Here is a 20,100-nt window from a genome sequence, read left to right as displayed (position 1 = left end):
AATTTTTGATGAAGGCCGCCAAAATGTCTCTTGTAAAAACCCTCTCTCTCCTTTCGCTAGTGGCCCTGGTCACCGGCTGCATGTCGGTTGTGCCCGATCCGCAGATCCGTTTCGGTGTCGAAGCCCTGGTTCCACCGTTCGAGAGTCGTAACGACAAGGGTGAGCTGGTCGGATTGAATATCGAGTTGGGCAATGCACTGTGTGCCGAACTCAAATCCCGCTGTGTCTGGGTTGATCAGGATTACGCGACCAACATTCATGCCCTCGAATCCAACCTTTTCGACGTGATCATGCCGATGACGGCAACATCGGCGCGTCGAGAACGGGTCGATTTCACCGATGATCTTTACCCCCTGAGCAGCCGTCTGGTGGCGCGCAAAGGGGCGAATCTTCAACCGGATGTGCGATCGCTCAAGGGCAAGCGTGTCGGCGTCCTGACAGGCACCAGCCGCGAAGCGTTCGCCAAGTCCCGCTGGGCCCCGGCCGGAGTGACAATTCGCAGTTTTGCTCTCAACAATCAATTGATCGCCGGCTTGCTGGCGGGTGAGCTCGACGCGACCCTGCAAGACTCGATTGAAATCACCCAGGCGCTTTTAAGTCAGCCTCAGGGGCAAGGTTTTGATTTTGTCGGTCCGGCGCTCAAGGACCCCATGCTGGGCAGTGGCGTGGCCATGGCTGTGCGAAAAACCGACACCCTGCTGCGCGATAACCTGAATGCGGCGCTTGAGCGTCTTAAGCAAAATGGCCAGTACCAGGCGATTACCCAGCGTTATTTGCCACCCGCAGCACCAGACTCGCCACGCTACTTTCCGAATGAGGAAGGTCTGCCATTCTCCGATGCGGTGCAGGTCGGCGAGACCCTTTACTTTTCCGGGATGATCGGCCTCGGGGCTGATGGTGAACTGGTGAAGGGCGGCATCGGCCCGCAGACGACCCAGGCCATGGAGAACTTGCGTACCGCGCTGCAACGCAACGGTTCGTCCCTGGCTCATGTAGCCAAATGCACGGTCATCCTTGACGACATAAGGGATTTTTCCGCCATGAGTGCTGTGTATCGCAGTTTCTTTCCGGCGGATCGTTTGCCCGCACGTACGACGTTTGCCGGCAAGTTGGTCGAGAACGCGCGGGTAGAAGTGGAATGTCTGGCGGTGACGGCCAGCTGATTTTTTTGACGACGGGCCACTGCGCAACGGGATTGCGCAATGGTTCCGAAGTCTTGCGTCTTAGGCTGCCCGCAACGAAATGAACGCGTAATTCTCGGGAGCATCAGTCGCCACGTGCGCCCCGGCCGCCTGCACTTGCCCGGCAATGTCCTCACCCGACACATGAAACAACCAGTCAGCGTCAGACTCAGCCAATGGCTGCGCCGCAACCTGATCGATGACCCTCGCAAACGCCGTCATGTCCGGCAGATAAGCAGTAAACCCATCGCCCTTCAGTGCTGTAGTCCGAATCCCCAGCAACGCGCAAATCGCATCCTTGGTCCGAATGTCATCGCGATCCGCCTGACGGGAGCGCTGGATTAATCCGACCAGTTCCTGATCCACCAACTCACCGCCCACAATCAGATCCGCTCCCTTTTCCCACGACTCGGGAGGACATTCCTTCACGGCAATGTTCAGGGGGATGTGCGGATTGATTTCCATCGGGTAGATGCGGCACACCAGCGGCCGGCGTTCGTAGATGCGGCAGAGGTTGTCTTCGTCAAGATTCCGGCAAGGACCGACGTTGTAGGCGGCAAAGGTGATGGCGATGTATGCCTCGGATGCGCCGCTTCGAACCCTCACCGAACGGCGTTCGGCGTGTTCGCGTTGCTGCACTGGCAGGCCCAGGCCATTGCCCAGGAAACCTTCCACCAGCACGATCACCTGACCACCATCAGCCGCCCACATCCGGGCTTCAGGCAGGGTCAGGGGTACGTGGTGGTCGTTGCAGCATTTGCCACAGCCTACGCAGGAAAACGTCGTATTCATTGAACGGCCAGTCGCATAAAAGGACATGAAGCGGCGACAGAATGCCGACGCAAGGGCCGCTATCAAAGCAAGTTATACGCCAGTCACTGCGCCTTGGTGGTGGGGCGGATGGAGTCCCATTCGGTGACGTAAGCGGTTTTGCTTTTCTTGTTGTAGAGACACAGTTCGGTGCCTTGCTGGCCTTTCATGTGTTTTTGCGGGTATTGGCCTTGCAACAGCAGCGCGGTGTAGCCAACCCGGTCATCGAACTGGGCGGCGTTGCCCACGGGTTTGGCATTCTTCAAGCCGCTGGCCTGGGTACAACTGGCGAGCACGGCTTTGTCGTAGGCGGCCCAGGCGTCGGGGCTGGAAGCCTGAGCCTGGGAGGCGAGAGCGGTGAGGCAGAGGAGGGTCAGGGTTGAGGCTTTCATGTTCGGCATCCTTGGGCGGGTATTGACCAAGGTCTGAGTATGTCAGGCCGGAACCGGTTCCCGGCGGATCACACGCATCCCGGCGCTTTCATACAGCCGCTGCGCCCGAAGGTTGTCTTCCAGCACCTTCAAATCCACAAAACCTTCGCGCCGCTGCTGAAATATGTTGAAAGCATGTAGCAGCAACGCGCGTCCTAGTCCTTGCCCCTGAACTCGCGGATGCACCACCAGGTTCTTGATGTAGGCGCTGGTCCAGCACTGGCAAACACCCACAATACCTTCGGCATCCAGAGCGATGAAGCACAGGCTCGGATCGTATTCCGGATCGGTTTCAAATCGCTGCTGCCAGACGTCCAGTGCCGGCACGCGACCGCCACCTTGCTGATAACCCAGTTCCATCAAACGATGAATAGCTTCTGCCAGTTCGGGGCGGTATTCACTGAGGACGATTCCCTGAGGCCAAGCGATCGCCGGCACACCTTCAGCGAGGTTGCGCCGCATCAGAAAGCAGAAGTCCTTGCTCAAGACTCAATGACCTTGTTCAGCGACAGCCTTGGCTGCTTCGATCAGGCACTTGGTCAGTTCCGGAGAGGAGAACTTGGTCAATACCGCGTTCGCGCCGGCAAGACGGGCCTTTTCGCTGTTCATCGCACTGTCCAGAGAGGTGTGCAGCAGCACATAGAGGTGCGAGAAATCCGGGGTTTCACGCAAGGTGCGGGTGAAGGCGTAGCCGTCCATTTCGGACATTTCGATGTCCGAGACGATCAGGTTGATCTGCTGGGCCGTGCCTTGCAGGTCCAGCAGGCAGTCGATGGCTTCCTTGGCACTGCGGGCTGTATGGCATTGCAGGCCGAGGTTGCGCAAGGTGTGAACCGATTGCTGCAACGCCACCTGACTGTCATCGACCACCAGAATCCGCGCGTTGCCGAGTACTTCGGCGTCTTCCATGCTCAATTCGGTCGGGGCCGTTTCGATCTGTGCCGGGGCGATGCCATGGATCACTTTTTCGATGTCCAGCACCTGTACCAACGTGCCGTCTACCGAGGTCACGCCAGTGATGTACGAACGCACGCCGCCAGAGCCAAAGGGCGGCGGACGGATGTCGGTGGTCAGGCAGTGGACGATCTTGCTCACCGCTTGAACGTGCAAACCCTGCTTGGAACGGCTGACATCGGTGACGATCAGGCAGCCACCGTTCGGGTCTTCCAGTGGTCGTTCGCCGATGGCACGGCTGAGGTCGATCACCGACAACGAGGCACCGCGCAGGGTGGCGATGCCTTTGACGTGGGGATGCGACTCCGGCAGCTTGGTCAGCGGCGGGCAGGGAATGATTTCACTGACTTTCAGCAGGTTGATCGCCATCAGCTTGCCGCTGCGCAAGGTAAACAGCAGAAGCGAAAGTGAATCTGCGCGGGCTTTGTTTGAAGACATAAAAACCTTCTGTGGAAAAAGGTGATGGGCGACCGCGAGGATCGCCAACAGCTATCGATGCCGGGTTATCGACTTGTTGCGGGCAGGCTTTAGGCTTATTCCGTCGCCGGCCCGGTCAGTGCGATCCCTGTAGCAGCTGCCGAAGGCTGCGTCCGGCTGCGTAGCAGTCGTAAATCCCGAGCCCTCGGTGCACCAGATACAGCACGGTGAATGGTTTGGCGAGGACTGCGGTCGAGCGCGACCCCGGCTCGAACGCAGCCTTCGGCAGCTGCTACAAGGGATCGCGTTATTTCATGCCCAATCTTTTGGCCATTCTTCCAAGATTCGCCCGATCCAAGCCTAGCTCACGCGCCGCACTCGCCCAATTGTTATGGTGCCGTTCCAGACAGGCGTTGATCAGTCGACGCTGATAATCCTCGGTCGCCGCCCGCAAGTCTCCCGAGACCAAAGCAGCAGGGCTGGCAGGGACTGGCTCGGTGGCAAGCGCAACGCTGCCATTGGGCAAATCCAGATCCGCCGCGCTCAAACTCAGAATCTTCGGCCGCTCCTTGCAGTTACCCAGCGCCTTCAAGGCACTGCGGCCAATCAAGTGCTCCAGCTCCCGCACATTGCCCGGCCATGCATACGCCAGCAATGCTGCCTGCGCATCGCTGTTCAGGCGCAGGCTGTTGAGGCCCATGCGTGAACGGTTCTGCTCGAGGAAATAGCCGCTGAGCAGCAGCACATCCCGCCCACGATCACGCAGTGCGGGTACCAGCAACGGATAAACGCTCAGGCGGTGATAGAAGTCGGCACGGTAGCGGCCGCTGCGCACTTCCTCCGCCAGGTCGCGATTGGTCGCGGCGATCAGACGTACGTCCACCTGATGTTCTTTATCCGAGCCCAATCGCTGCAGCTGACCACTTTGCAGGACTCGCAGCAATTTGGCCTGGACGGTCAGGGACAGTTCACCGACCTCATCGAGAAACAGCGTGCCGCCATTGGCCAGTTCAAACTTGCCGCGCCGATCGTTCATTGCGCCGGTGAAGGCGCCGCGGACATGGCCGAACAATTCGCTCTCCACCAGCGTGTCCGGTAGCGCGGCACAGTTGAGGCTGATGATCGGCTTGTCGGCCCGAGGCGATGCGGCGTGGATGGCTTGGGCGACCAGTTCCTTGCCGACCCCGGTTTCGCCGGTGATCAGCACGGTCAGATCGCTGCCGCCCACCAGGTTGATTTCTTCCACCAGCCGTTTGTGGGCCTTGCTCTGGCCAATCATCTCGCGGTTCTGCTGGCCGCTGGCTTGTCGGTAAACCTCGGCACGCTGGTGTTCGTCTTCGACACGATTGGCCAGGCGTTCGATGCGCTCGGCGGCGTTGACCGTGGCGGCGGCGAGGCTGGCGAAGGCTTCCAGGGCGTCCAGTTCGATCGGTTCGAAGCGCTCCGGATCGAGTGCGTCGAGGGTCAGCAAACCCCACGGACGCTCGTCGATAAACAGCGGGCAACCCATGCAGTCGTGGACTTCCAGATGCTCATCGAGGCCATCGACCAGTCCGTCGTAGGGGTCGGGCAAGTCGCTGTCGGCGGCGAAACGGGTCGGGCCGTGGCTGCTGAGCAGCGCTTCGAAGCGCGGGTGTTCGCTGACTTTGAAGCGTCGGCCGAGGGTGTCGGTGCTCAACCCGTCGACGGCCAGCGGCACCAGCCATTCGCCATCAAGGCGCAGCAGCGCGGCAGCATCGCACGGGAGCAAGGCGCGCATGGCTTCGAGCAGGCGCCGGTAGCGCTCGCCTTCGGGGAGTTCGCGGGACAGGTCGGAGACCAGTGGCAGCAGGGCGGTAAGCAGGGATTTTGCAGTCATAGTGACTCCATGTAGTCGGTATGACTATAAGTCAGCCTGTGTCGATATGACTATAAAGATTTTAACTAATTGATTTATAAGGTTTTATTTTCTGGCACGGAAACTGATAAGTACAAGGCAGTCAGTTAGCAATCCAAGTAGATCAGGAGTCGCCTTATGCTTAGCGTTCAAGACCGTGCAATCGTCAAATCCACCGTGCCCTTGCTGGAAAGCGGTGGCGAAGCATTGATCACTCATTTCTACCGCATGATGCTCTCCGAGTACCCGGAAGTCCGCCCGCTGTTCAACCAGGCCCACCAGGCCAGCGGTGATCAGCCGCGCGCCCTGGCAAACGGTGTCTTGATGTATGCGCGGCACATCGACCAACTCGACCAGTTGGGCGACCTGGTGGCCAAGATCATCAACAAGCACGTGGCCCTGCAAATCCTCCCGGAACACTACCCGATTGTCGGCGCCTGCCTGCTGCGAGCCATCTCTGAAGTGCTGGGCGACGAGATCGCCACGCCTGAAGTGATGGCCGCCTGGGGGGCTGCTTATGGTCAATTGGCCGACATCCTGATCGGCGCCGAAACCAGCATCTACGACCAGAAAGAACAGGCACCGGGCGGCTGGCGCGGGGCGCGGGAATTCATCGTGGTGGGCAAGGTCGAGGAGAGCGCGGAAATCATCTCGTTCTACTTCGAACCGGCGGACAAAGGCCCGATTCTGGCGGCAGAACCCGGCCAGTACATCGGTATGAAACTGATCCTCGATGGAGAAGAGATTCGTCGTAACTATTCGCTGTCGGCCCTGGCGAACAAAGGCCAGTACCGGATAAGCGTCAAACGTGAAACCGGTGGTCGCGCCTCCAACCATCTTCACGATCAATTGCACGTGGGCGCCAGCATCCAGCTGTTCCCGCCATCGGGCGAGTTCACCCTGACCGAAAGCGACAAACCGTTGGTGCTGATCAGCGGTGGCGTCGGCATCACCCCGACCCTTGCGATGCTCGAAGCGGCGCTGGCGACTGAACGGCCGGTGCACTTTATCCACTGCGCGCGTAACGGTAGCGTTCACGCCTTCCGTGACTGGATTGATGGCTTGGCCGAGCGTCACCCTCAACTCAAACGCTTCTATTGCTACGACGAAGATGATGGCGTGAGCCCGGCGGCGCACAAGGTTGGCCTGTTGAGCCAGGAGCAACTGGGCGAGTGGTTGCCGCAGCAGCGCGATCTGGACGCGTACTTCCTCGGTCCTAAAGGCTTCATGGCGGCGGTCAAGCGCCACCTCAAAGCCTTGGGTGTGCCGGAGAAGCAAAGCCGTTACGAGTTCTTCGGGCCGGCTTCGGCGCTGGAATAACGCTAACGCCGGGTACTCTGTGGCGAGGGAGCAAGCACCCTCGCCACAGGTTTTCAGCCCTTCAATTCCTTCAAATGCTTGTACACAGTCGCTCGGCCCATGTTCAGCACGTTCGCCACATAGTTGGAGGCGCTTTTGCCTTTGAAGGCGCCCTCGGCGTGCAGTGCCAGCACCAGTTCGCGTTTATGGTCACGGGTCAGCAGGTTCAGGCTCAACTGACGTTCGCGTAGCCAGGCGTGGAGGAAAGTGTTGATGCGCTCCTGCCAGTCATCGCGAAACAGCGAGTCCGGTTGCGGAATCAACTTGCTCGGTGACAGGAACAGATCCAGCGCGGCCTTGGCATTTTCGAACAACGAAATATTCAGATTGATGCACAGCACCGCCAGCGGATGACCTTCGCTGTCGCGCAGCACGCTGCTCAGGCTGCGAATCTTCTGGCCATCCCAATTGAGCTTTTCGTACGGCCCGATGTTTCGTTCGCTGATCTCTTCGCTGAGCATGTCCTCCAGCGCCGAGTCGTCACCGATTTCCCGTTTGGACAGGTTGTTGGCGATGTAGTCGACCTTCTGGGTACGCAGGTCGTGCAGCACCACCTCGGCGTGAGGAAAGAACAATGTGGCGATGGCATCGGCGATCGCGCGGAAATTGTCCAGCGGCGAGCTCCTCAATGCAGAGTCATCACCGGCCGGTTCGTGTTCTTGGGCGTTCATAAAGTGGAGCTCCAGACAGCATCAGCGCCCCGTCAAAAAAGGGCGCTGGGAGTTTGCCGCAATCGTGTCGACACGTCACCTGCGTCCGAAAGTCATCCCAGCCGAGCGGGGGAGAGCATCCCGGGGTTCAGACCGAAGCGAGTCAGTTGCTCGGGCAAGGCTTCACCGCGCACCAGTGCAGCGCTGGCCTGGCCCATGGCCGGCGAGGTCTGGATGCCATAACCGCCTTGTGCCGCTACCCAGAATAGCCCCGGCACCAGTGGATCGAAACCGGACATCAAATCCCCATCGCTCACGAAGCTGCGCAAGCCGGCCCAGGTGCGGGTCGGACGGCGGATGGTCAGGGTGGTGGCTTCTTCGATCTGGTAGATACCCATCGCGATATCCAGCTCTTCGGGCTGCACGTCGTGCGGTTCCACCGGGTCGGCGTTGGCGGGCGAGCCGAGGAACATTCCGGCGTCGGGCTTCATGTAGAAGGATTCATCGAGGCTGACCAGCATTGGCCAATGGTGGATGTCCACGCCCTCGGGGCCGGCGAAGATGAACGCCGCACGGCGCTTGGGTTGCAGACCCAGCGGTTTGGCGCCGGCCAGCTCACCGATTTTGTCGGCCCAGGCACCTGCCGCGTTGATGATGATCGGGGCGCTGAAGGTTTGACCGTTGGTTTGCACATGCCACACACCTTCGGCGTCCCGGGTCAGGCTCAGGACTTCGCTGTCGGTATGAACTTCGCCCTTGTTGCGTCGGATGCCGCGCAGGTAGCCCTGGTGCAAGGCATCGGTGTCGATGTCGCTGGCGGTCGGATCATAAATTGCGCCATGGACTTTTTCCCGGCGCAGGATCGGCAGGCGCGCGAACGCTTCGTCGGCGCTGAGCAGCTGCATTTCCGGCACCGTGGCTTTGGCGCTCAGGTATTGATTGTTCAGTTCGTCCGGGTCGCCGGTGAAGTCCACGGTCATCTCGCCACGCGGGGTCAGTAGCGGGTGTTCGCAGAAACCGGCCGGAGGGGCGTCGAAGAAGTCGCGGCTGGCTTGGGTCAGCGCCCGAACCTGCGGGGTGCCATAAGCGGCGGTGAACAGCGCGGCTGAACGTCCGGTGGAGTGGTAAGCCGGATGGGATTCGCGTTCGAGCACGATCACTCGGGCGTGCTGCGACAGCCAGAAACCGGTGGAAGCGCCGGCAATCCCGCCGCCGATGATGATGAAGTCTGCCTGGCTCATGAACGTCTCCTGATGGGGCGTAAATGCTAAATGCTATTGATATCGATACCCCCTGTGGGAGCGAGCTTGCTCGCGATAGCGGTGTATCAGTCAACATCATTGCTGAATGACAAGCCGCAATCGCGAGCAAGCTCGCTCCCACAGGGTTTGTGGTGTTAGTGCTGTAGGCGGTAGATGGCATTGGCCAGTGCAATGTCTTCCAGGCCCAGGCCAATGGAGCGGAAGAACACATGGCGGTCGTAGTCGGGGCGCTGGACTTTTTCGCTGAGCAGATCGGGCAGGTCGCCGATGATCGCGTTTTTGTCCCAGCCATGTAGTTCACCGGCAATCAGCATCTCGCCGGCCGAGCCCGGGGTGGTCAGACGATAATCGCAGAACACTTGCATGTCATTGAGGCTCTGCGGCGGTACTTCATGGGCGCGCGGCGCGTTGGTGCTGATGGAGGTGATCAGCGCCGGTTTGCTCAAGCTTGACGGGTCGATCACCGGGCCTGCGGAAGAGGTGCACAACATGATCACGTCGGCGTCTTGAACCGCTGCTTCACGACTGTCGACGATGGTCAGCCGAGGATCGAGACTTTGGAGCTGTGCCAATACTTCGGGATTCTTGTCGCTCAGGCTCGGCGAGTAGAGGCTGATGCTTTGCCAGTCGCGCAGACCCTTGACGTAGTGCAGGTGCGCCTGGGCGACCTTGCCGCTGCCGATGATTGCCAAGCGTCGGGCCTTCATCGGGGCGAGGGCGTCGACCGCTACTGCAGTTGTTGCAGCGGTGCGTGCCGTGGTCAGTTCACCGGCATCGCAGAGCAACAGCGGCTGGCCAGTCTGCATCGACATCAGCAGCGTCCAGGCAGTCACCAGCGGGCCTTGTTCGCGCACGATGTACGGCGAGGTCTTGACCCCGTAAACGCCGTCTTCGGCCAGCACGCCCAGGTAGTTGATGAAGTCGCCAGCGCCTTGCGGGAATTCCACCAGTTGTTGCGCCGGTTGTACGGCCTGCCCAGCGGCCAGGTCGCGGAACAGTTTGCGCAGGATCTGCGGCACGTCGACCTGCGCCAGCAACTCGCTGGCCTGAGCTTGGGTGATCACGTAAGGCGTACTGGACATGGTCGGCTCCGGGAGCTGGAAGTAAACTAATTTGTCCATTATGGACTTTTAGTTGTCTCGATCAATGTCCGGACGAAAAAAAAGCGCAGTCCGTTTCCGGCTGCGCCTCTTTTAGTGCGACCCGTGTTACGGGCGCTTGCGCTCAACCGCCCGCAGCAGATGCGTCGGTGGCGTTTCGCAGCTGATCTTGCGACCCAACAGCGCCTCGATGGACGGTAGCTGGTAGGAGTCATCCTCACCGGCAAAACTGATGGACACGCCATCGGCGCCGGCACGACCGGTACGGCCGATGCGATGCACGTAGTCGTCCGGGACTTCCGGCAGGGTGAAGTTGATCACGTGGCTGATGCCGTCGATGTGAATGCCGCGACCGGCCACATCGGTGGCGACCAGGACGCGGATCTTGCCTTCGCGGAAACCTTCCAGGGTCTTGATGCGCTTGTGTTGTGGCACGTCGCCGGACAGTTGCGCGGCGTTGACGCCGTCACGCACCAGGCGTTCTTCGATGCGCCGCACTTCATCCTTGCGGTTGGCGAACACCATCACCCGCTCCCAACCGTTGTCGGTGACCAGGTTGTAGAGCAGTTTGTATTTGTCGGCACCGGCCACGGCGTAGATGTGTTGCTCGACGTTTTCGCTGGCCACGTTCTGCGACTCGATCTCGACGATCGACGGGTCGGTGGTCCATTGCTTGGCCAGGTTCATCACGTCTTCGGTGAAGGTCGCGGAGAACAGCAGCGTCTGACGCTCGTTTTTCGGCGGAGTCTGGCGAATGATCTGACGCACTTGTGGGATGAAACCCATGTCGAGCATCCGGTCGGCTTCGTCCAGGACCATGACTTCGACCATGTCCAGGTGCACGTCGCCGCGCTGGTTAAAATCCAGCAGACGGCCCGGGGTGGCCACGAGGATGTCGCAATGACGGGCTTCGAGGTGCTTGAGCTGCTTGTCGAAGTCCATGCCGCCAACGAACGTCATGACGTTGAGGCCGGTGTACTTGGTCAGGTCGGCTGCGTCCTTGGCGATCTGCACCACCAGTTCACGGGTCGGCGCGATGATCAGCGCCCGCGGCTCGCCCATGTAACGCTCTTTCGGCGGTGGGGTTTCCAGCAACTGGGTGATGATCGAAATCAGGAACGCTGCGGTTTTGCCGGTGCCGGTCTGGGCGCGGCCAATGGCATCTTTGCCGGCCAGGGTGAAGCCGAGGACTTGTGCCTGGATCGGCGTGCAATACGGGAAGCCCAGGTCCTGGATGGCGTGCATCAGTTCGGGGGCGAGTTTGAAATCGTGGAAACGGGTTTTGCCTTCCTGGGGTTCGACGGCGAAGTCTTCGAGTTTCCAGGGGATAACCGGTGCTTTTGGCTTCGGTTCACGACGCGGCCGGGCAGGTTTTTCAGCTTCGCTGCTTGGTTCTTCAGAGGCTTGAGCCTCAACGGGTTGGACGGCCGGTGTGGTCATCGGCTCGTGCTTCGGTACCGCTACGGTTGCGGTCCGGCCAGACTGATTACCGTCGGTGCGGTGGCTGGGATGGTGAGACGGAGCGTTGGAGACTGGCGCGAGCTGCTCAGTCTCGCTTTTACCGAACATTTTCTTGAGTGCTTTGAGCACGGTCATCTCATCAATTGGTTAAGGAATATACGCCGGCCAGTGTAATGCAAGAATCGGGCGCGGCGTAGTGGGATGGATCAATGGGCTGCTTTTCACATAAACAGTTAACGCAAGCGCTCGGCGAGCCAGACACCAATGTCGCGAATCTCCTCGGGTAACACTTCGTGACCCATTGGGTATTCCTGCCATGTCACGGTGACACCATGCTGCTTTAAATACTCATAAGCGGTGCGGCCCATGGAGTTTTGAACGACGTCATCGTACTGGCCGTGTAAAGACAGTACGGGAATGCGCTGCTGGCTGGCGGAAAGCTCCAGTTCATCGCTGAAGGTCGGTGCATAGGTCGAGAGGGCAAGTACGCCACCCAGAGCTCCCTGCCATTTCAGAAACGCGGTGTGTAACGCCACCGCGCCACCTTGGGAAAAACCTGCCAGAAATATTCGCGAGGCGTCTATTCCGGTGGCTCGCTCCACTTCGATCAAATTGACGATCCTTTGTGCCGACTCTTCCAGCTGCTCGCGGTTGATCGCACGCGCGGGGCTCATGGCCAATATGTCGTACCAGCTAGGCATCTCGTAACCACCATTGATGGTCACGGCGCAGGTCGGTGCCTGAGGGAGAACGAAGCGGGTGGTCAGCAGGCTTTCCTGCAACGCCTCGGCCACCGGCAAGAAGTCGTAGCGATCAGCGCCCAGGCCGTGCAGCCAGATAACGCAGGCGTCTGCGGGCTTGACGGGCTGAAGAATCAGGGGCTCGGTCATGGTTGCTCCAATGTTGTGCAGGCGCTCTCATTGAGTGCGAGGTCTGAGGGCGTGCCTGGTTGATCAGTTAATAAGTTGTCGCAAGGCTACAAGTTTTGCTATTGACCTGTCGCTAAATCGCTTCAGCGAGCGGTCTGGTACGGGCTTTGCTACGGGCTAACGGTGCAACCCATCTCGCGCCTTGCGGTAACACTATCAGTGTACTGCTGGCGGTGGGATAGCAAAGAATCCGGTGATGGATGTTCGCCAGTGGCCGTTACGGGCTTCGCGAACGTGAAAGGGCTACAGCCCGTTCGGCCGATTGGTGAGAAGTGAGTTGTCCATGATGTGGATTTTCTCCTACTAGACTCATAGCGCAGGTCTTACGTCGGTTGACCCCAAAAAAAGCCAACACGGGTCAACAACGCCTCATAAGGGTGCGACTGGACTGAAGCTCCGACACAACAAGAGCAAAACTGGAGGTTTGAATGAAGATGTTGAAATCCACCCTGGCTATCGTGACTGCAGCCGCAGTACTCGGTGTCAGTGGGTTCGCTCAGGCGGGTGCAACCCTGGATGCAGTGCAGAAGAAAGGTTTTGTACAGTGCGGCGTCAGTGATGGTCTGCCGGGCTTCTCGGTACCGGATTCGACTGGCAAGATCATCGGTATCGATGCCGACGTCTGCCGCGCTGTGGCCGCTGCCGTATTCGGCGACGCGACCAAGGTCAAATTCAGCCAGTTGAACGCCAAAGAGCGTTTCACCGCGCTGCAATCCGGCGAAATCGACATGCTGTCGCGCAACTCCACCATGACCAGTTCCCGTGACGCGGGCATGGGCCTGAAGTTTCCAGGCTTCATTACGTATTACGACGGCGTAGGCTTCCTGGCCAACAGCAAGCTGGGCGTAAAAAGTGCCAAGGAACTGGACGGCGCGACCATCTGTATTCAAGCCGGTACCACCACCGAGCTGAACGTGTCCGACTACTTCCGTTCCAACAACCTGAAATACACCCCGATCACCTTCGACACCTCCGATGAAAGCGCCAAGTCGCTGGAATCCGGTCGTTGCGACGTGCTGACCTCCGACAAGTCCCAGCTCTACGCACAGCGCAGTAAGCTGGCCTCGCCAAAAGACTACGTCGTTCTGCCGGAAACCATTTCCAAAGAACCTCTGGGTCCTGTCGTGCGTAACGGCGACGACGAGTGGCTGGCCATCGTTCGTTGGGTTGGCTACGCCATGCTCAACGCCGAAGAGGCGGGCGTGACGTCCAAAAACGTGGCTGAACAAGCCAAGTCCACCAAGAACCCGGACGTTGCCCGTCTGCTGGGTGCTGATGGCGAATACGGCAAAGACCTGAAACTGCCGAAGGACTGGGTCGTCAAGATCGTCGGTCAGGTTGGTAACTACGGTGAAGTCTTCGAGAAAAACCTCGGCAAGAGCACTCCGCTGGAAATCGATCGTGGCTTGAACGCCCTGTGGACCAACGGCGGCATTCAATACGCACCACCAGTGCGCTGATGGTTCTATCACCCGGTGGGCCAACCACCGGGTGATGTTCTGTTCCATTCTTTGCGGGGCACTTCATGCAAAATTCAATCGGCGCACCAAAGCAGAGGCTCAGCCTCAGCGATCCCAAAGTGCGTGCGTGGCTGTTTCAGATCATCACCATTGTGGCGGTGGTCTCGATGGGCTGGTATCTGTTCGACAACACACAGACCAACCTGCAACACCGGGGTATTACATCCGGTTTCAGTTTTCTGGAGCGCAGTGCCGGTTTCGGCATCGCTCAACACCTGATCGACTACACCGAATCGGACAGCTATGCCCGGGTGTTTGTCATCGGCCTGCTCAACACGCTGCTGGTGACTGTCATAGGCGTGATCCTGGCGACGATCCTCGGGTTCATCGTCGGTGTGTCACGGCTGTCGAAGAACTGGATCATCAGCAAGCTGGCGACTGTTTATGTGGAAGTCTTCCGCAACATTCCGCCGCTGCTGCAAATTCTGTTCTGGTACTTCGCGGTGTTCCTGACCATGCCGGGGCCACGCAACAGCCATAACTTCGGCGACACCTTCTTTGTCAGCAGCCGCGGCCTGAACATGCCGGCCGCGTTGACGGCGGATGGTTTCTGGCCGTTTGTGGTCAGCGTCGTCGTGGCCATTGTCGCCATCGTGCTGATGAGCCGCTGGGCCACTAAACGCTTCGAAGAGACCGGCGTACCGTTCCACAAGTTCTGGGTGGGCCTGGCGCTGTTCCTGGTGATCCCTGCGCTGTGCGCATTGATCTTCGGCGCGCCGCTGCACTGGGAAATGCCGAAGCTGCAAGGCTTCAACTTCGTCGGTGGCTGGGTGCTGATCCCGGAATTGCTGGCGCTGACCCTGGCCCTGACGGTGTACACCGCGGCGTTTATCGCCGAGATCGTGCGTTCGGGCATCAAGTCGGTCAGCCACGGCCAGACGGAAGCGGCGCACTCGTTGGGATTGCGCAACGGTCCGACCCTGCGCAAGGTCATCATCCCGCAAGCCCTGCGCGTGATCATTCCACCGCTGACCAGCCAATACCTGAACCTGGCGAAGAACTCCTCGCTGGCGGCCGGTATCGGTTATCCGGAAATGGTTTCGTTGTTTGCCGGTACGGTGCTGAACCAGACCGGGCAAGCGATCGAAGTGATTGCCATCACCATGAGCGTGTACCTGGCGATCAGTATCAGCATTTCCCTGCTGATGAACTGGTACAACAAGCGCATTGCGCTGATCGAGCGGTAAGGAAAAGCGCATGACAACTCATACTTTCAAACCTGACATGCCGCCCCCGAACCGCAGTATTGGTGTCGTGGCGTGGATGCGCGCGAACATGTTCTCCAGCTGGCTTAACACCTTGCTGACCCTGTTTGCGTTCTACCTGATCTACCTGGTGGTGCCGCCGATCCTGCATTGGGCGATCCTGGACGCCAACTGGGTCGGCACCACGCGCGCTGACTGCACGAAGGAGGGCGCCTGTTGGGTGTTCATCCAGCAGCGTTTCGGCCAGTTCATGTACGGCTACTACCCGCCGGAACTGCGCTGGCGTGTCGACCTGACCGTGTGGCTGGCGGTCATCGGTATCGCACCCTTGTTCATCTCGCGCTTTCACCGCAAAGCGGTGTACGGCCTGAGCTTCCTGGTGCTTTACCCGATCATTGCCTACTTCCTGCTGCATGGCGGCATCTTCGGCCTGACCAGCGTGGCGACCAGCCAATGGGGCGGCTTGATGCTGACCCTGGTGATCGCCACCGTCGGTATCGCTGGCGCTTTGCCGCTGGGGATCGTCCTGGCGCTGGGGCGTCGTTCGAACATGCCGGCGATTCGCGTGGTCTGCGTGACCTTCATCGAGTTCTGGCGTGGCGTGCCGTTGATTACAGTGCTGTTCATGTCGTCGGTGATGCTGCCGTTGTTCCTGCCGGAAGGCATGAGCTTCGACAAGCTGCTGCGGGCACTGATCGGCGTGATCCTGTTCCAGTCGGCGTACGTCGCCGAAGTGGTGCGCGGTGGTCTGCAAGCGATTCCCAAAGGTCAATACGAAGCGGCTGCAGCGATGGGCCTCGGCTACTGGCGCAGCATGGGCCTGGTGATTCTGCCGCAAGCCCTGAAGCTGGTGATCCCCGGCATCGTCAACACCTTCATTGCGCTGTTCAAGGACACGAGCCTGGTGATCATCATCGGCCTGTTCGACTTGCTCAACAGCGTCAAACAAGCAGCCGCCGACCCGAAATGGTTGGGCATGGCCACCGAAGGCTATGTGTTCGCGGCCCTGGTGTTCTGGATTTTCTGTTTTGGTATGTCGCGCTATTCCATGCATCTGGAACGCAAGCTCGACACTGGCCACAAGCGTTAGGAGTTCTGTAATGAGCGAAGCAATCAAAAAGCCTGTGAGCCCTGAAGGCATTATTCAGATGCAGGGCGTGAACAAGTGGTACGGCCAGTTCCACGTATTGAAAGACATCAACCTGAACGTTAAACAGGGCGAGCGAATCGTCCTGTGTGGCCCGTCTGGTTCCGGCAAGTCCACCACCATTCGTTGCCTCAACCGTCTGGAAGAACACCAGCAGGGCCGCATCGTGGTCGATGGCGTGGAGCTGACCAACGACCTCAAGCAGATCGAATCGGTTCGCCGTGAAGTCGGCATGGTGTTCCAGCACTTCAACCTGTTCCCGCACCTGACCATCCTGCAGAACTGCACGCTGGCACCGATGTGGGTGCGCAAGATGCCCAAGCGCAAGGCCGAAGAAATCGCCATGCATTACCTGGAGCGCGTCCGCATTCCGGAGCAGGCGCATAAATTCCCGGGGCAACTGTCCGGCGGTCAGCAACAGCGTGTGGCGATTGCCCGTGCCCTGTGCATGAAACCGAAAATCATGCTGTTCGACGAGCCGACCTCGGCACTCGACCCGGAAATGGTGAAAGAGGTTCTCGACACCATGATCGGCCTGGCCGAAGACGGCATGACCATGCTCTGCGTAACCCACGAAATGGGCTTCGCCCGTACCGTGGCCAACCGTGTGATCTTCATGGACAAGGGTGAAATCGTTGAGCAGGCTGCGCCAAACGACTTCTTCGATAATCCGCAGAATGAGCGTACCAAGCTGTTCTTGAGCCAGATTTTGCATTGATCCTGCGCAGACGTTGAAATGAACCCGGACTTGATCCGGGTTTATTTTTGCCTGGGGTTTGAGGTCAGGAGGTTAGTGCCGCGTCCAGTTCCGGATGGCGGGCCGCCAATAGTTGTTTGAGGGCGGCACCTTCGTTCAAGACCTGAATTTCAGCCAACAAATAGGGATGACGATCCAATAGCTGCATCAGTGAGAATAACGGTTTGGGCGCAGGTAGCTCGCCACGTTCATACCGCGAAAAGGCGTTGTTCCCACCGCCGGACAGCAACTGCACTGCGTTTTTTTGCGTAAGGTGGAGTTTGCGGCGGATACGCTTTATCTCGGAGCCAATAAGTTGCAGGCAGTCCTTGAGCAATTGATCGCCGGCATCCGAATAGCGGTCGGCGCTGTCGGTGTCATGATCGAATTCGATTTCACCGCAAACCCTGCACTCCCAACCCGCAAGATCGCAAACAAGTCGCGACATCTGTTTGTAATTGACGGAGAGGGTACGTCCTTCGAAATGCCCCATTCCATCGTGAGTGCCGCAGTTGACGCATTGCTGCGTTCTCATAGGTTTTTCTCCTTGAAGGAGACTACCGGATGCCCACCACCGGGGCGGTAAGACACTTTGATGTAAATCTCCATTCCATGAAATGTTGTGTGATAAACGTCTTGCCAGACCCGGTGGACGACATAGGTGGTCATGGATTTGAAGAGCATTCGGCGCTCCAGTGCGCTGATCGCCTGGATCATTTGGCAGAGGTTCAAACCCATGTCATTGCCCGATTCCAGAGCCCGTCGGGTGAACGCCTTTTTGCCTAACCTGACAACCTCTGACTTGACCACCGCCAAGTCGTAATGGGGTGTGCTCTTTTCCATAAGAAACCAAAAAACCTGCCCCTAAAATTACCCTTAAAGGGTAATTTTGACTAATCGAAAATCCCGCTCCATTTCCCACTCCCTGACCGTAGGCGGTTGCCGTCCTACAAATAGCTGACTAAGATGTGAGAAAATTCATCCTATGATTGGATGAAAGGGCGAATCCAATGTCAGAAATTTCTCCACTCATAAAGCGGTCCCTGGTCGATCAGGCCCTGGACCAGTTACGCCTGCGCATTACCGAAGGCGTCTGGACGGTCGGCCAGCGTTTACCCACCGAACCCGAGCTGTCCGCCGAGTTGGGCATCAGCCGCAACACCGTGCGTGAAGCCATGCGCGTATTGGCGTTTTCCGGGTTGATCGAAATCCGTCAGGGCGACGGCAGTTATCTGCGGGCGGTGGTCGATCCGCTCGACACCATGAAGGCGCTGTCCCGCTGTTCCCACGAGCAGGCCCGGGAGACTCGGCACATTCTGGAAGTCGAGGCCATCGGCCTGGCGGCGCTGCGTCGTACCGACGAAGACCTGGTGGCATTGCGCGAGGCGTTGGGCGTCAGTGGCAGTCACTATCACGGCGATCTCGACACGTATATCGCCTGCGATCTGGTGTTCCACCGGCGTTTGGTGGACGCCGCGCATAACCCGACGCTCAGCGAGCTGTATCGCTATTTTTCCAGCGTCATCGGTGCGCAGTTGCGCGAGACCCTGAACATTTCTCCTCGACGCCAAGAGGTGTTCGACCTCCATATCGAACTGATTGATGCCGTCGAGCAACGCGACCCGGAACGGGCCAAAGCCCTGTCGAGGCAGTTGATCAATGAACCTTGAGACCGAGACCCCCATGTCCAGCCAGCAGGTCAACAAAAGCAGCATCCCCCACGCCAAGCGCACGGCGGAGCTCGAAGAGCTGCTGATCGACGCCGAGGCGGATGACGAACAGGTCCAACAAAGTCACCCGATCCTGCGGCGGCCGTGGCTGCTGTTGCTGGGCCTGATTCTGGTGGCGCTGAACCTGCGCCCGGCGCTGTCGAGCATGGCGCCGATGCTCAGCGAGGTTTCGAAAACCCTCGGTTTGTCGGCAGCTCAGGCCGGTTTGCTGACGACGTTGCCGGTGCTGTGCCTCGGCTTGTTTGCACCGCTGGCGCCCGTGCTGGCCCGACGTTTCGGTGCCGAGCGAGTGGTGCTGGGCATTCTCTTGATGTTGGCCGGCGGGATCATCCTGCGCAGTTCGTTCGGCGAGATCGGCCTGTTTGCCGGCAGCGTGCTGGCTGGCGCGAGCATCGGTGTGATCGGCGTATTGCTGCCCGGCATCGTTAAACGCGACTTTGCGAAACACGCGGGCACCATGACCGGCGTCTACACCATGGCCCTGTGCCTGGGGGCGGCGATGGCTGCGGGTGCGACCGTGCCGTTGAGCGAGCATTTCGACCAGAGCTGGGCCTTGGGGCTCGGCTTCTGGGTGGTTCCGGCATTGGTCGCGGCGATTTTCTGGTTGCCACAAGTCGGGCAGAAACACGGCGCGCACAACGTCGCGTATCGGGTTCGCGGTCTGTTGCGTGATCCACTGGCCTGGCAGGTGACGCTCTACATGGGCCTGCAATCTTCTCTGGCCTACATTGTGTTCGGCTGGTTGCCGTCGATCCTGATCGGTCGCGGTCTGACGCCGACCCAGGCGGGTCTGGTGCTGTCAGGCTCGGTCATCGTTCAGTTGGCGAGTTCACTGGCGGCGCCATGGCTGGCGACGCGTGGCAAGGATCAGCGTCTGGCGATCGTCATCGTCATGCTGCTGACCCTTGGCGGCCTGTTCGGTTGTCTTTACGCACCGATCGAAGGCTTGTGGGGCTGGGCGATCCTGCTGGGTCTTGGGCAGGGCGGTACGTTCAGTCTGGCGTTGACCCTGATCGTGCTGCGTTCGCGGGACGCCCATGTCGCGGCGAACCTGTCGAGCATGGCCCAGGGCTTCGGCTACACCTTGGCGTCCATGGGGCCGTTCGCGGTCGGCATCGTGCATGACTGGACCGGCGGCTGGAACGCCTTGGGCTGGATTTTCGGCATCATCGGCCTCGGGGCGATCATCGCCGGCCTGGGCGCCGGACGTTCGCTGTACGTCCAGGTCGAAAGCGAAAAGGTCTGACATCCGCACACTGTCGGTATTCGGCTCACGAATGCCGATAGTGTTTCGCGCCTTTGTTGACTATCGTGCAGGCAATCTTTTGAAAC

The 20,100-nt window shown here is 59.3% G+C and carries 20 protein-coding genes; 8 read left to right on the top strand and 12 right to left on the bottom strand.

Going from position 1 to position 20,100, the window contains the following annotated elements; genetic code table 11:
* Window positions 1–23 precede the first annotated feature (23 nt).
* On the top strand, window positions 24–1,163 hold the full coding sequence (locus tag MO767_RS16665) for a transporter substrate-binding domain-containing protein (RefSeq protein WP_282481396.1): 1,140 nt from the start codon (window positions 24–26) through the stop codon (window positions 1,161–1,163).
* A 60-nt stretch (window positions 1,164–1,223) separates the two neighbouring features.
* Here MO767_RS16665 and MO767_RS16660 read toward each other — a convergent pair whose 3' ends face one another.
* From MO767_RS16660 to norR, 5 genes are all read right to left on the bottom strand, one after another.
* Window positions 1,224–1,973 (bottom strand): YkgJ family cysteine cluster protein, encoded by a 750-nt coding sequence (locus MO767_RS16660; protein ID WP_282481395.1) that lies wholly within the window; start codon window positions 1,971–1,973, stop codon window positions 1,224–1,226.
* A gap of 83 nt (window positions 1,974–2,056) precedes the next feature.
* A complete protein-coding gene (locus MO767_RS16655) occupies window positions 2,057–2,383 on the bottom strand; it encodes a hypothetical protein (RefSeq protein ID WP_282481394.1) in 327 nt (108 codons plus the stop codon).
* A 42-nt stretch (window positions 2,384–2,425) separates the two neighbouring features.
* On the bottom strand, window positions 2,426–2,884 hold the full coding sequence (locus MO767_RS16650; RefSeq protein WP_282481393.1) for an N-acetyltransferase: 459 nt from the start codon (window positions 2,882–2,884) through the stop codon (window positions 2,426–2,428).
* Window positions 2,885–2,911: 27 nt separating this feature from the next.
* Window positions 2,912–3,814: a chemotaxis protein gene (locus MO767_RS16645; RefSeq protein WP_008147551.1), complete on the bottom strand. Its 903-nt coding sequence runs from the start codon at window positions 3,812–3,814 to the stop codon at window positions 2,912–2,914.
* A gap of 286 nt (window positions 3,815–4,100) precedes the next feature.
* Complete coding sequence (gene norR / locus MO767_RS16640; protein WP_282481392.1) at window positions 4,101–5,651, bottom strand: nitric oxide reductase transcriptional regulator NorR; 1,551 nt, start codon at window positions 5,649–5,651, stop codon at window positions 4,101–4,103.
* Window positions 5,652–5,807: 156 nt separating this feature from the next.
* Here norR and hmpA point away from each other — a divergent pair, with 156 nt between their 5' ends.
* Window positions 5,808–6,989 carry an NO-inducible flavohemoprotein gene (gene hmpA, locus MO767_RS16635; RefSeq protein WP_282481391.1) on the top strand — a complete coding sequence of 394 codons (1,182 nt, stop codon included), beginning with the start codon at window positions 5,808–5,810 and terminating at the stop codon, window positions 6,987–6,989.
* 53 nt (window positions 6,990–7,042) lie between these two features.
* Here hmpA and MO767_RS16630 read toward each other — a convergent pair whose 3' ends face one another.
* The 5 genes from MO767_RS16630 to MO767_RS16610 form a co-directional block, all read right to left on the bottom strand.
* On the bottom strand, window positions 7,043–7,699 hold the full coding sequence (locus MO767_RS16630) for a PAS domain-containing protein (protein WP_282481390.1): 657 nt from the start codon (window positions 7,697–7,699) through the stop codon (window positions 7,043–7,045).
* Between the two features lie 92 nt (window positions 7,700–7,791).
* On the bottom strand, window positions 7,792–8,919 hold the full coding sequence (locus MO767_RS16625) for an FAD-binding oxidoreductase (protein ID WP_282481389.1): 1,128 nt from the start codon (window positions 8,917–8,919) through the stop codon (window positions 7,792–7,794).
* Between the two features lie 155 nt (window positions 8,920–9,074).
* Window positions 9,075–10,022, bottom strand: a complete 948-nt coding sequence (locus tag MO767_RS16620; RefSeq protein WP_282481388.1) for an ornithine cyclodeaminase family protein — start codon at window positions 10,020–10,022, stop codon at window positions 9,075–9,077.
* 126 nt (window positions 10,023–10,148) lie between these two features.
* A complete protein-coding gene (gene rhlB, locus MO767_RS16615; protein ID WP_282481387.1) occupies window positions 10,149–11,636 on the bottom strand; it encodes an ATP-dependent RNA helicase RhlB in 1,488 nt (495 codons plus the stop codon).
* A gap of 98 nt (window positions 11,637–11,734) precedes the next feature.
* Window positions 11,735–12,391 (bottom strand): alpha/beta hydrolase, encoded by a 657-nt coding sequence (locus MO767_RS16610; protein ID WP_282481386.1) that lies wholly within the window; start codon window positions 12,389–12,391, stop codon window positions 11,735–11,737.
* A 467-nt stretch (window positions 12,392–12,858) separates the two neighbouring features.
* Here MO767_RS16610 and MO767_RS16605 point away from each other — a divergent pair, with 467 nt between their 5' ends.
* The 4 genes from MO767_RS16605 to MO767_RS16590 all read left to right on the top strand — a co-directional run bounded on the left by MO767_RS16605 (window position 12,859) and on the right by MO767_RS16590 (window position 17,020).
* Window positions 12,859–13,890: an amino acid ABC transporter substrate-binding protein gene (locus tag MO767_RS16605; RefSeq protein ID WP_282481385.1), complete on the top strand. Its 1,032-nt coding sequence runs from the start codon at window positions 12,859–12,861 to the stop codon at window positions 13,888–13,890.
* Window positions 13,891–13,955: 65 nt separating this feature from the next.
* On the top strand, window positions 13,956–15,137 hold the full coding sequence (locus MO767_RS16600; RefSeq protein WP_282481384.1) for an amino acid ABC transporter permease: 1,182 nt from the start codon (window positions 13,956–13,958) through the stop codon (window positions 15,135–15,137).
* Between the two features lie 10 nt (window positions 15,138–15,147).
* A complete protein-coding gene (locus tag MO767_RS16595) occupies window positions 15,148–16,245 on the top strand; it encodes an amino acid ABC transporter permease (RefSeq protein ID WP_282481383.1) in 1,098 nt (365 codons plus the stop codon).
* Window positions 16,246–16,255: 10 nt separating this feature from the next.
* Window positions 16,256–17,020: an amino acid ABC transporter ATP-binding protein gene (locus MO767_RS16590; protein WP_008147575.1), complete on the top strand. Its 765-nt coding sequence runs from the start codon at window positions 16,256–16,258 to the stop codon at window positions 17,018–17,020.
* A 64-nt stretch (window positions 17,021–17,084) separates the two neighbouring features.
* Here MO767_RS16590 and MO767_RS16585 read toward each other — a convergent pair whose 3' ends face one another.
* Both MO767_RS16585 and MO767_RS16580 read right to left on the bottom strand, forming a co-directional pair.
* Entirely contained in the window at window positions 17,085–17,573 is a 489-nt protein-coding gene (locus tag MO767_RS16585) for a type II toxin-antitoxin system MqsA family antitoxin (protein WP_282481382.1), read from the bottom strand.
* Complete coding sequence (locus tag MO767_RS16580) at window positions 17,570–17,881, bottom strand: type II toxin-antitoxin system MqsR family toxin (protein ID WP_282481381.1); 312 nt, start codon at window positions 17,879–17,881, stop codon at window positions 17,570–17,572. Before MO767_RS16580 ends, MO767_RS16585 begins: the two co-directional genes overlap by 4 nt.
* A 167-nt stretch (window positions 17,882–18,048) precedes the next feature.
* On the opposite strand from MO767_RS16580, the gene MO767_RS16575 reads away from it, so the two are divergent.
* Both MO767_RS16575 and MO767_RS16570 read left to right on the top strand, forming a co-directional pair.
* The gene (locus MO767_RS16575; protein ID WP_282481380.1) at window positions 18,049–18,708 is read left to right on the top strand and encodes a FadR/GntR family transcriptional regulator; all 660 of its coding nucleotides are present in this window, start codon (window positions 18,049–18,051) and stop codon (window positions 18,706–18,708) included.
* Entirely contained in the window at window positions 18,698–20,014 is a 1,317-nt protein-coding gene (locus MO767_RS16570; RefSeq protein WP_282481379.1) for a CynX/NimT family MFS transporter, read from the top strand. The genes MO767_RS16575 and MO767_RS16570 overlap by 11 nt, the downstream gene beginning before the upstream one ends.
* Window positions 20,015–20,100 lie beyond the last annotated feature (86 nt).

It is taken from the genome of Pseudomonas sp. UYIF39 (assembly GCF_029963765.1).
GTDB lineage: Bacteria > Pseudomonadota > Gammaproteobacteria > Pseudomonadales > Pseudomonadaceae > Aquipseudomonas.
The sequence above is the reverse complement of the archived record's forward strand: the minus strand, read 5'-3'. Positions and strand labels throughout refer to the sequence as shown.

Coding starts and splice junctions, on each gene's coding strand:
- MO767_RS16585 (WP_282481382.1), bottom strand. CDS start 17,573: ATGAGAACGCAGCAATGCGTCAACTGCGGCACTCACGATGGAATGGGG.
- MO767_RS16655 (WP_282481394.1), bottom strand. CDS start 2,383: ATGAAAGCCTCAACCCTGACCCTCCTCTGCCTCACCGCTCTCGCCTCC.
- MO767_RS16575 (WP_282481380.1), top strand. CDS start 18,049: ATGTCAGAAATTTCTCCACTCATAAAGCGGTCCCTGGTCGATCAGGCC.
- MO767_RS16605 (WP_282481385.1), top strand. CDS start 12,859: ATGAAGATGTTGAAATCCACCCTGGCTATCGTGACTGCAGCCGCAGTA.
- hmpA (WP_282481391.1), top strand. CDS start 5,808: ATGCTTAGCGTTCAAGACCGTGCAATCGTCAAATCCACCGTGCCCTTG.
- rhlB (WP_282481387.1), bottom strand. CDS start 11,636: ATGACCGTGCTCAAAGCACTCAAGAAAATGTTCGGTAAAAGCGAGACT.
- MO767_RS16650 (WP_282481393.1), bottom strand. CDS start 2,884: ATGCGGCGCAACCTCGCTGAAGGTGTGCCGGCGATCGCTTGGCCTCAG.
- MO767_RS16645 (WP_008147551.1), bottom strand. CDS start 3,814: ATGTCTTCAAACAAAGCCCGCGCAGATTCACTTTCGCTTCTGCTGTTT.
- norR (WP_282481392.1), bottom strand. CDS start 5,651: ATGACTGCAAAATCCCTGCTTACCGCCCTGCTGCCACTGGTCTCCGAC.
- MO767_RS16665 (WP_282481396.1), top strand. CDS start 24: ATGTCTCTTGTAAAAACCCTCTCTCTCCTTTCGCTAGTGGCCCTGGTC.
- MO767_RS16625 (WP_282481389.1), bottom strand. CDS start 8,919: ATGAGCCAGGCAGACTTCATCATCATCGGCGGCGGGATTGCCGGCGCT.
- MO767_RS16600 (WP_282481384.1), top strand. CDS start 13,956: ATGCAAAATTCAATCGGCGCACCAAAGCAGAGGCTCAGCCTCAGCGAT.
- MO767_RS16570 (WP_282481379.1), top strand. CDS start 18,698: ATGAACCTTGAGACCGAGACCCCCATGTCCAGCCAGCAGGTCAACAAA.
- MO767_RS16660 (WP_282481395.1), bottom strand. CDS start 1,973: ATGAATACGACGTTTTCCTGCGTAGGCTGTGGCAAATGCTGCAACGAC.
- MO767_RS16610 (WP_282481386.1), bottom strand. CDS start 12,391: ATGACCGAGCCCCTGATTCTTCAGCCCGTCAAGCCCGCAGACGCCTGC.
- MO767_RS16630 (WP_282481390.1), bottom strand. CDS start 7,699: ATGAACGCCCAAGAACACGAACCGGCCGGTGATGACTCTGCATTGAGG.
- MO767_RS16590 (WP_008147575.1), top strand. CDS start 16,256: ATGAGCGAAGCAATCAAAAAGCCTGTGAGCCCTGAAGGCATTATTCAG.
- MO767_RS16580 (WP_282481381.1), bottom strand. CDS start 17,881: ATGGAAAAGAGCACACCCCATTACGACTTGGCGGTGGTCAAGTCAGAG.
- MO767_RS16620 (WP_282481388.1), bottom strand. CDS start 10,022: ATGTCCAGTACGCCTTACGTGATCACCCAAGCTCAGGCCAGCGAGTTG.
- MO767_RS16595 (WP_282481383.1), top strand. CDS start 15,148: ATGACAACTCATACTTTCAAACCTGACATGCCGCCCCCGAACCGCAGT.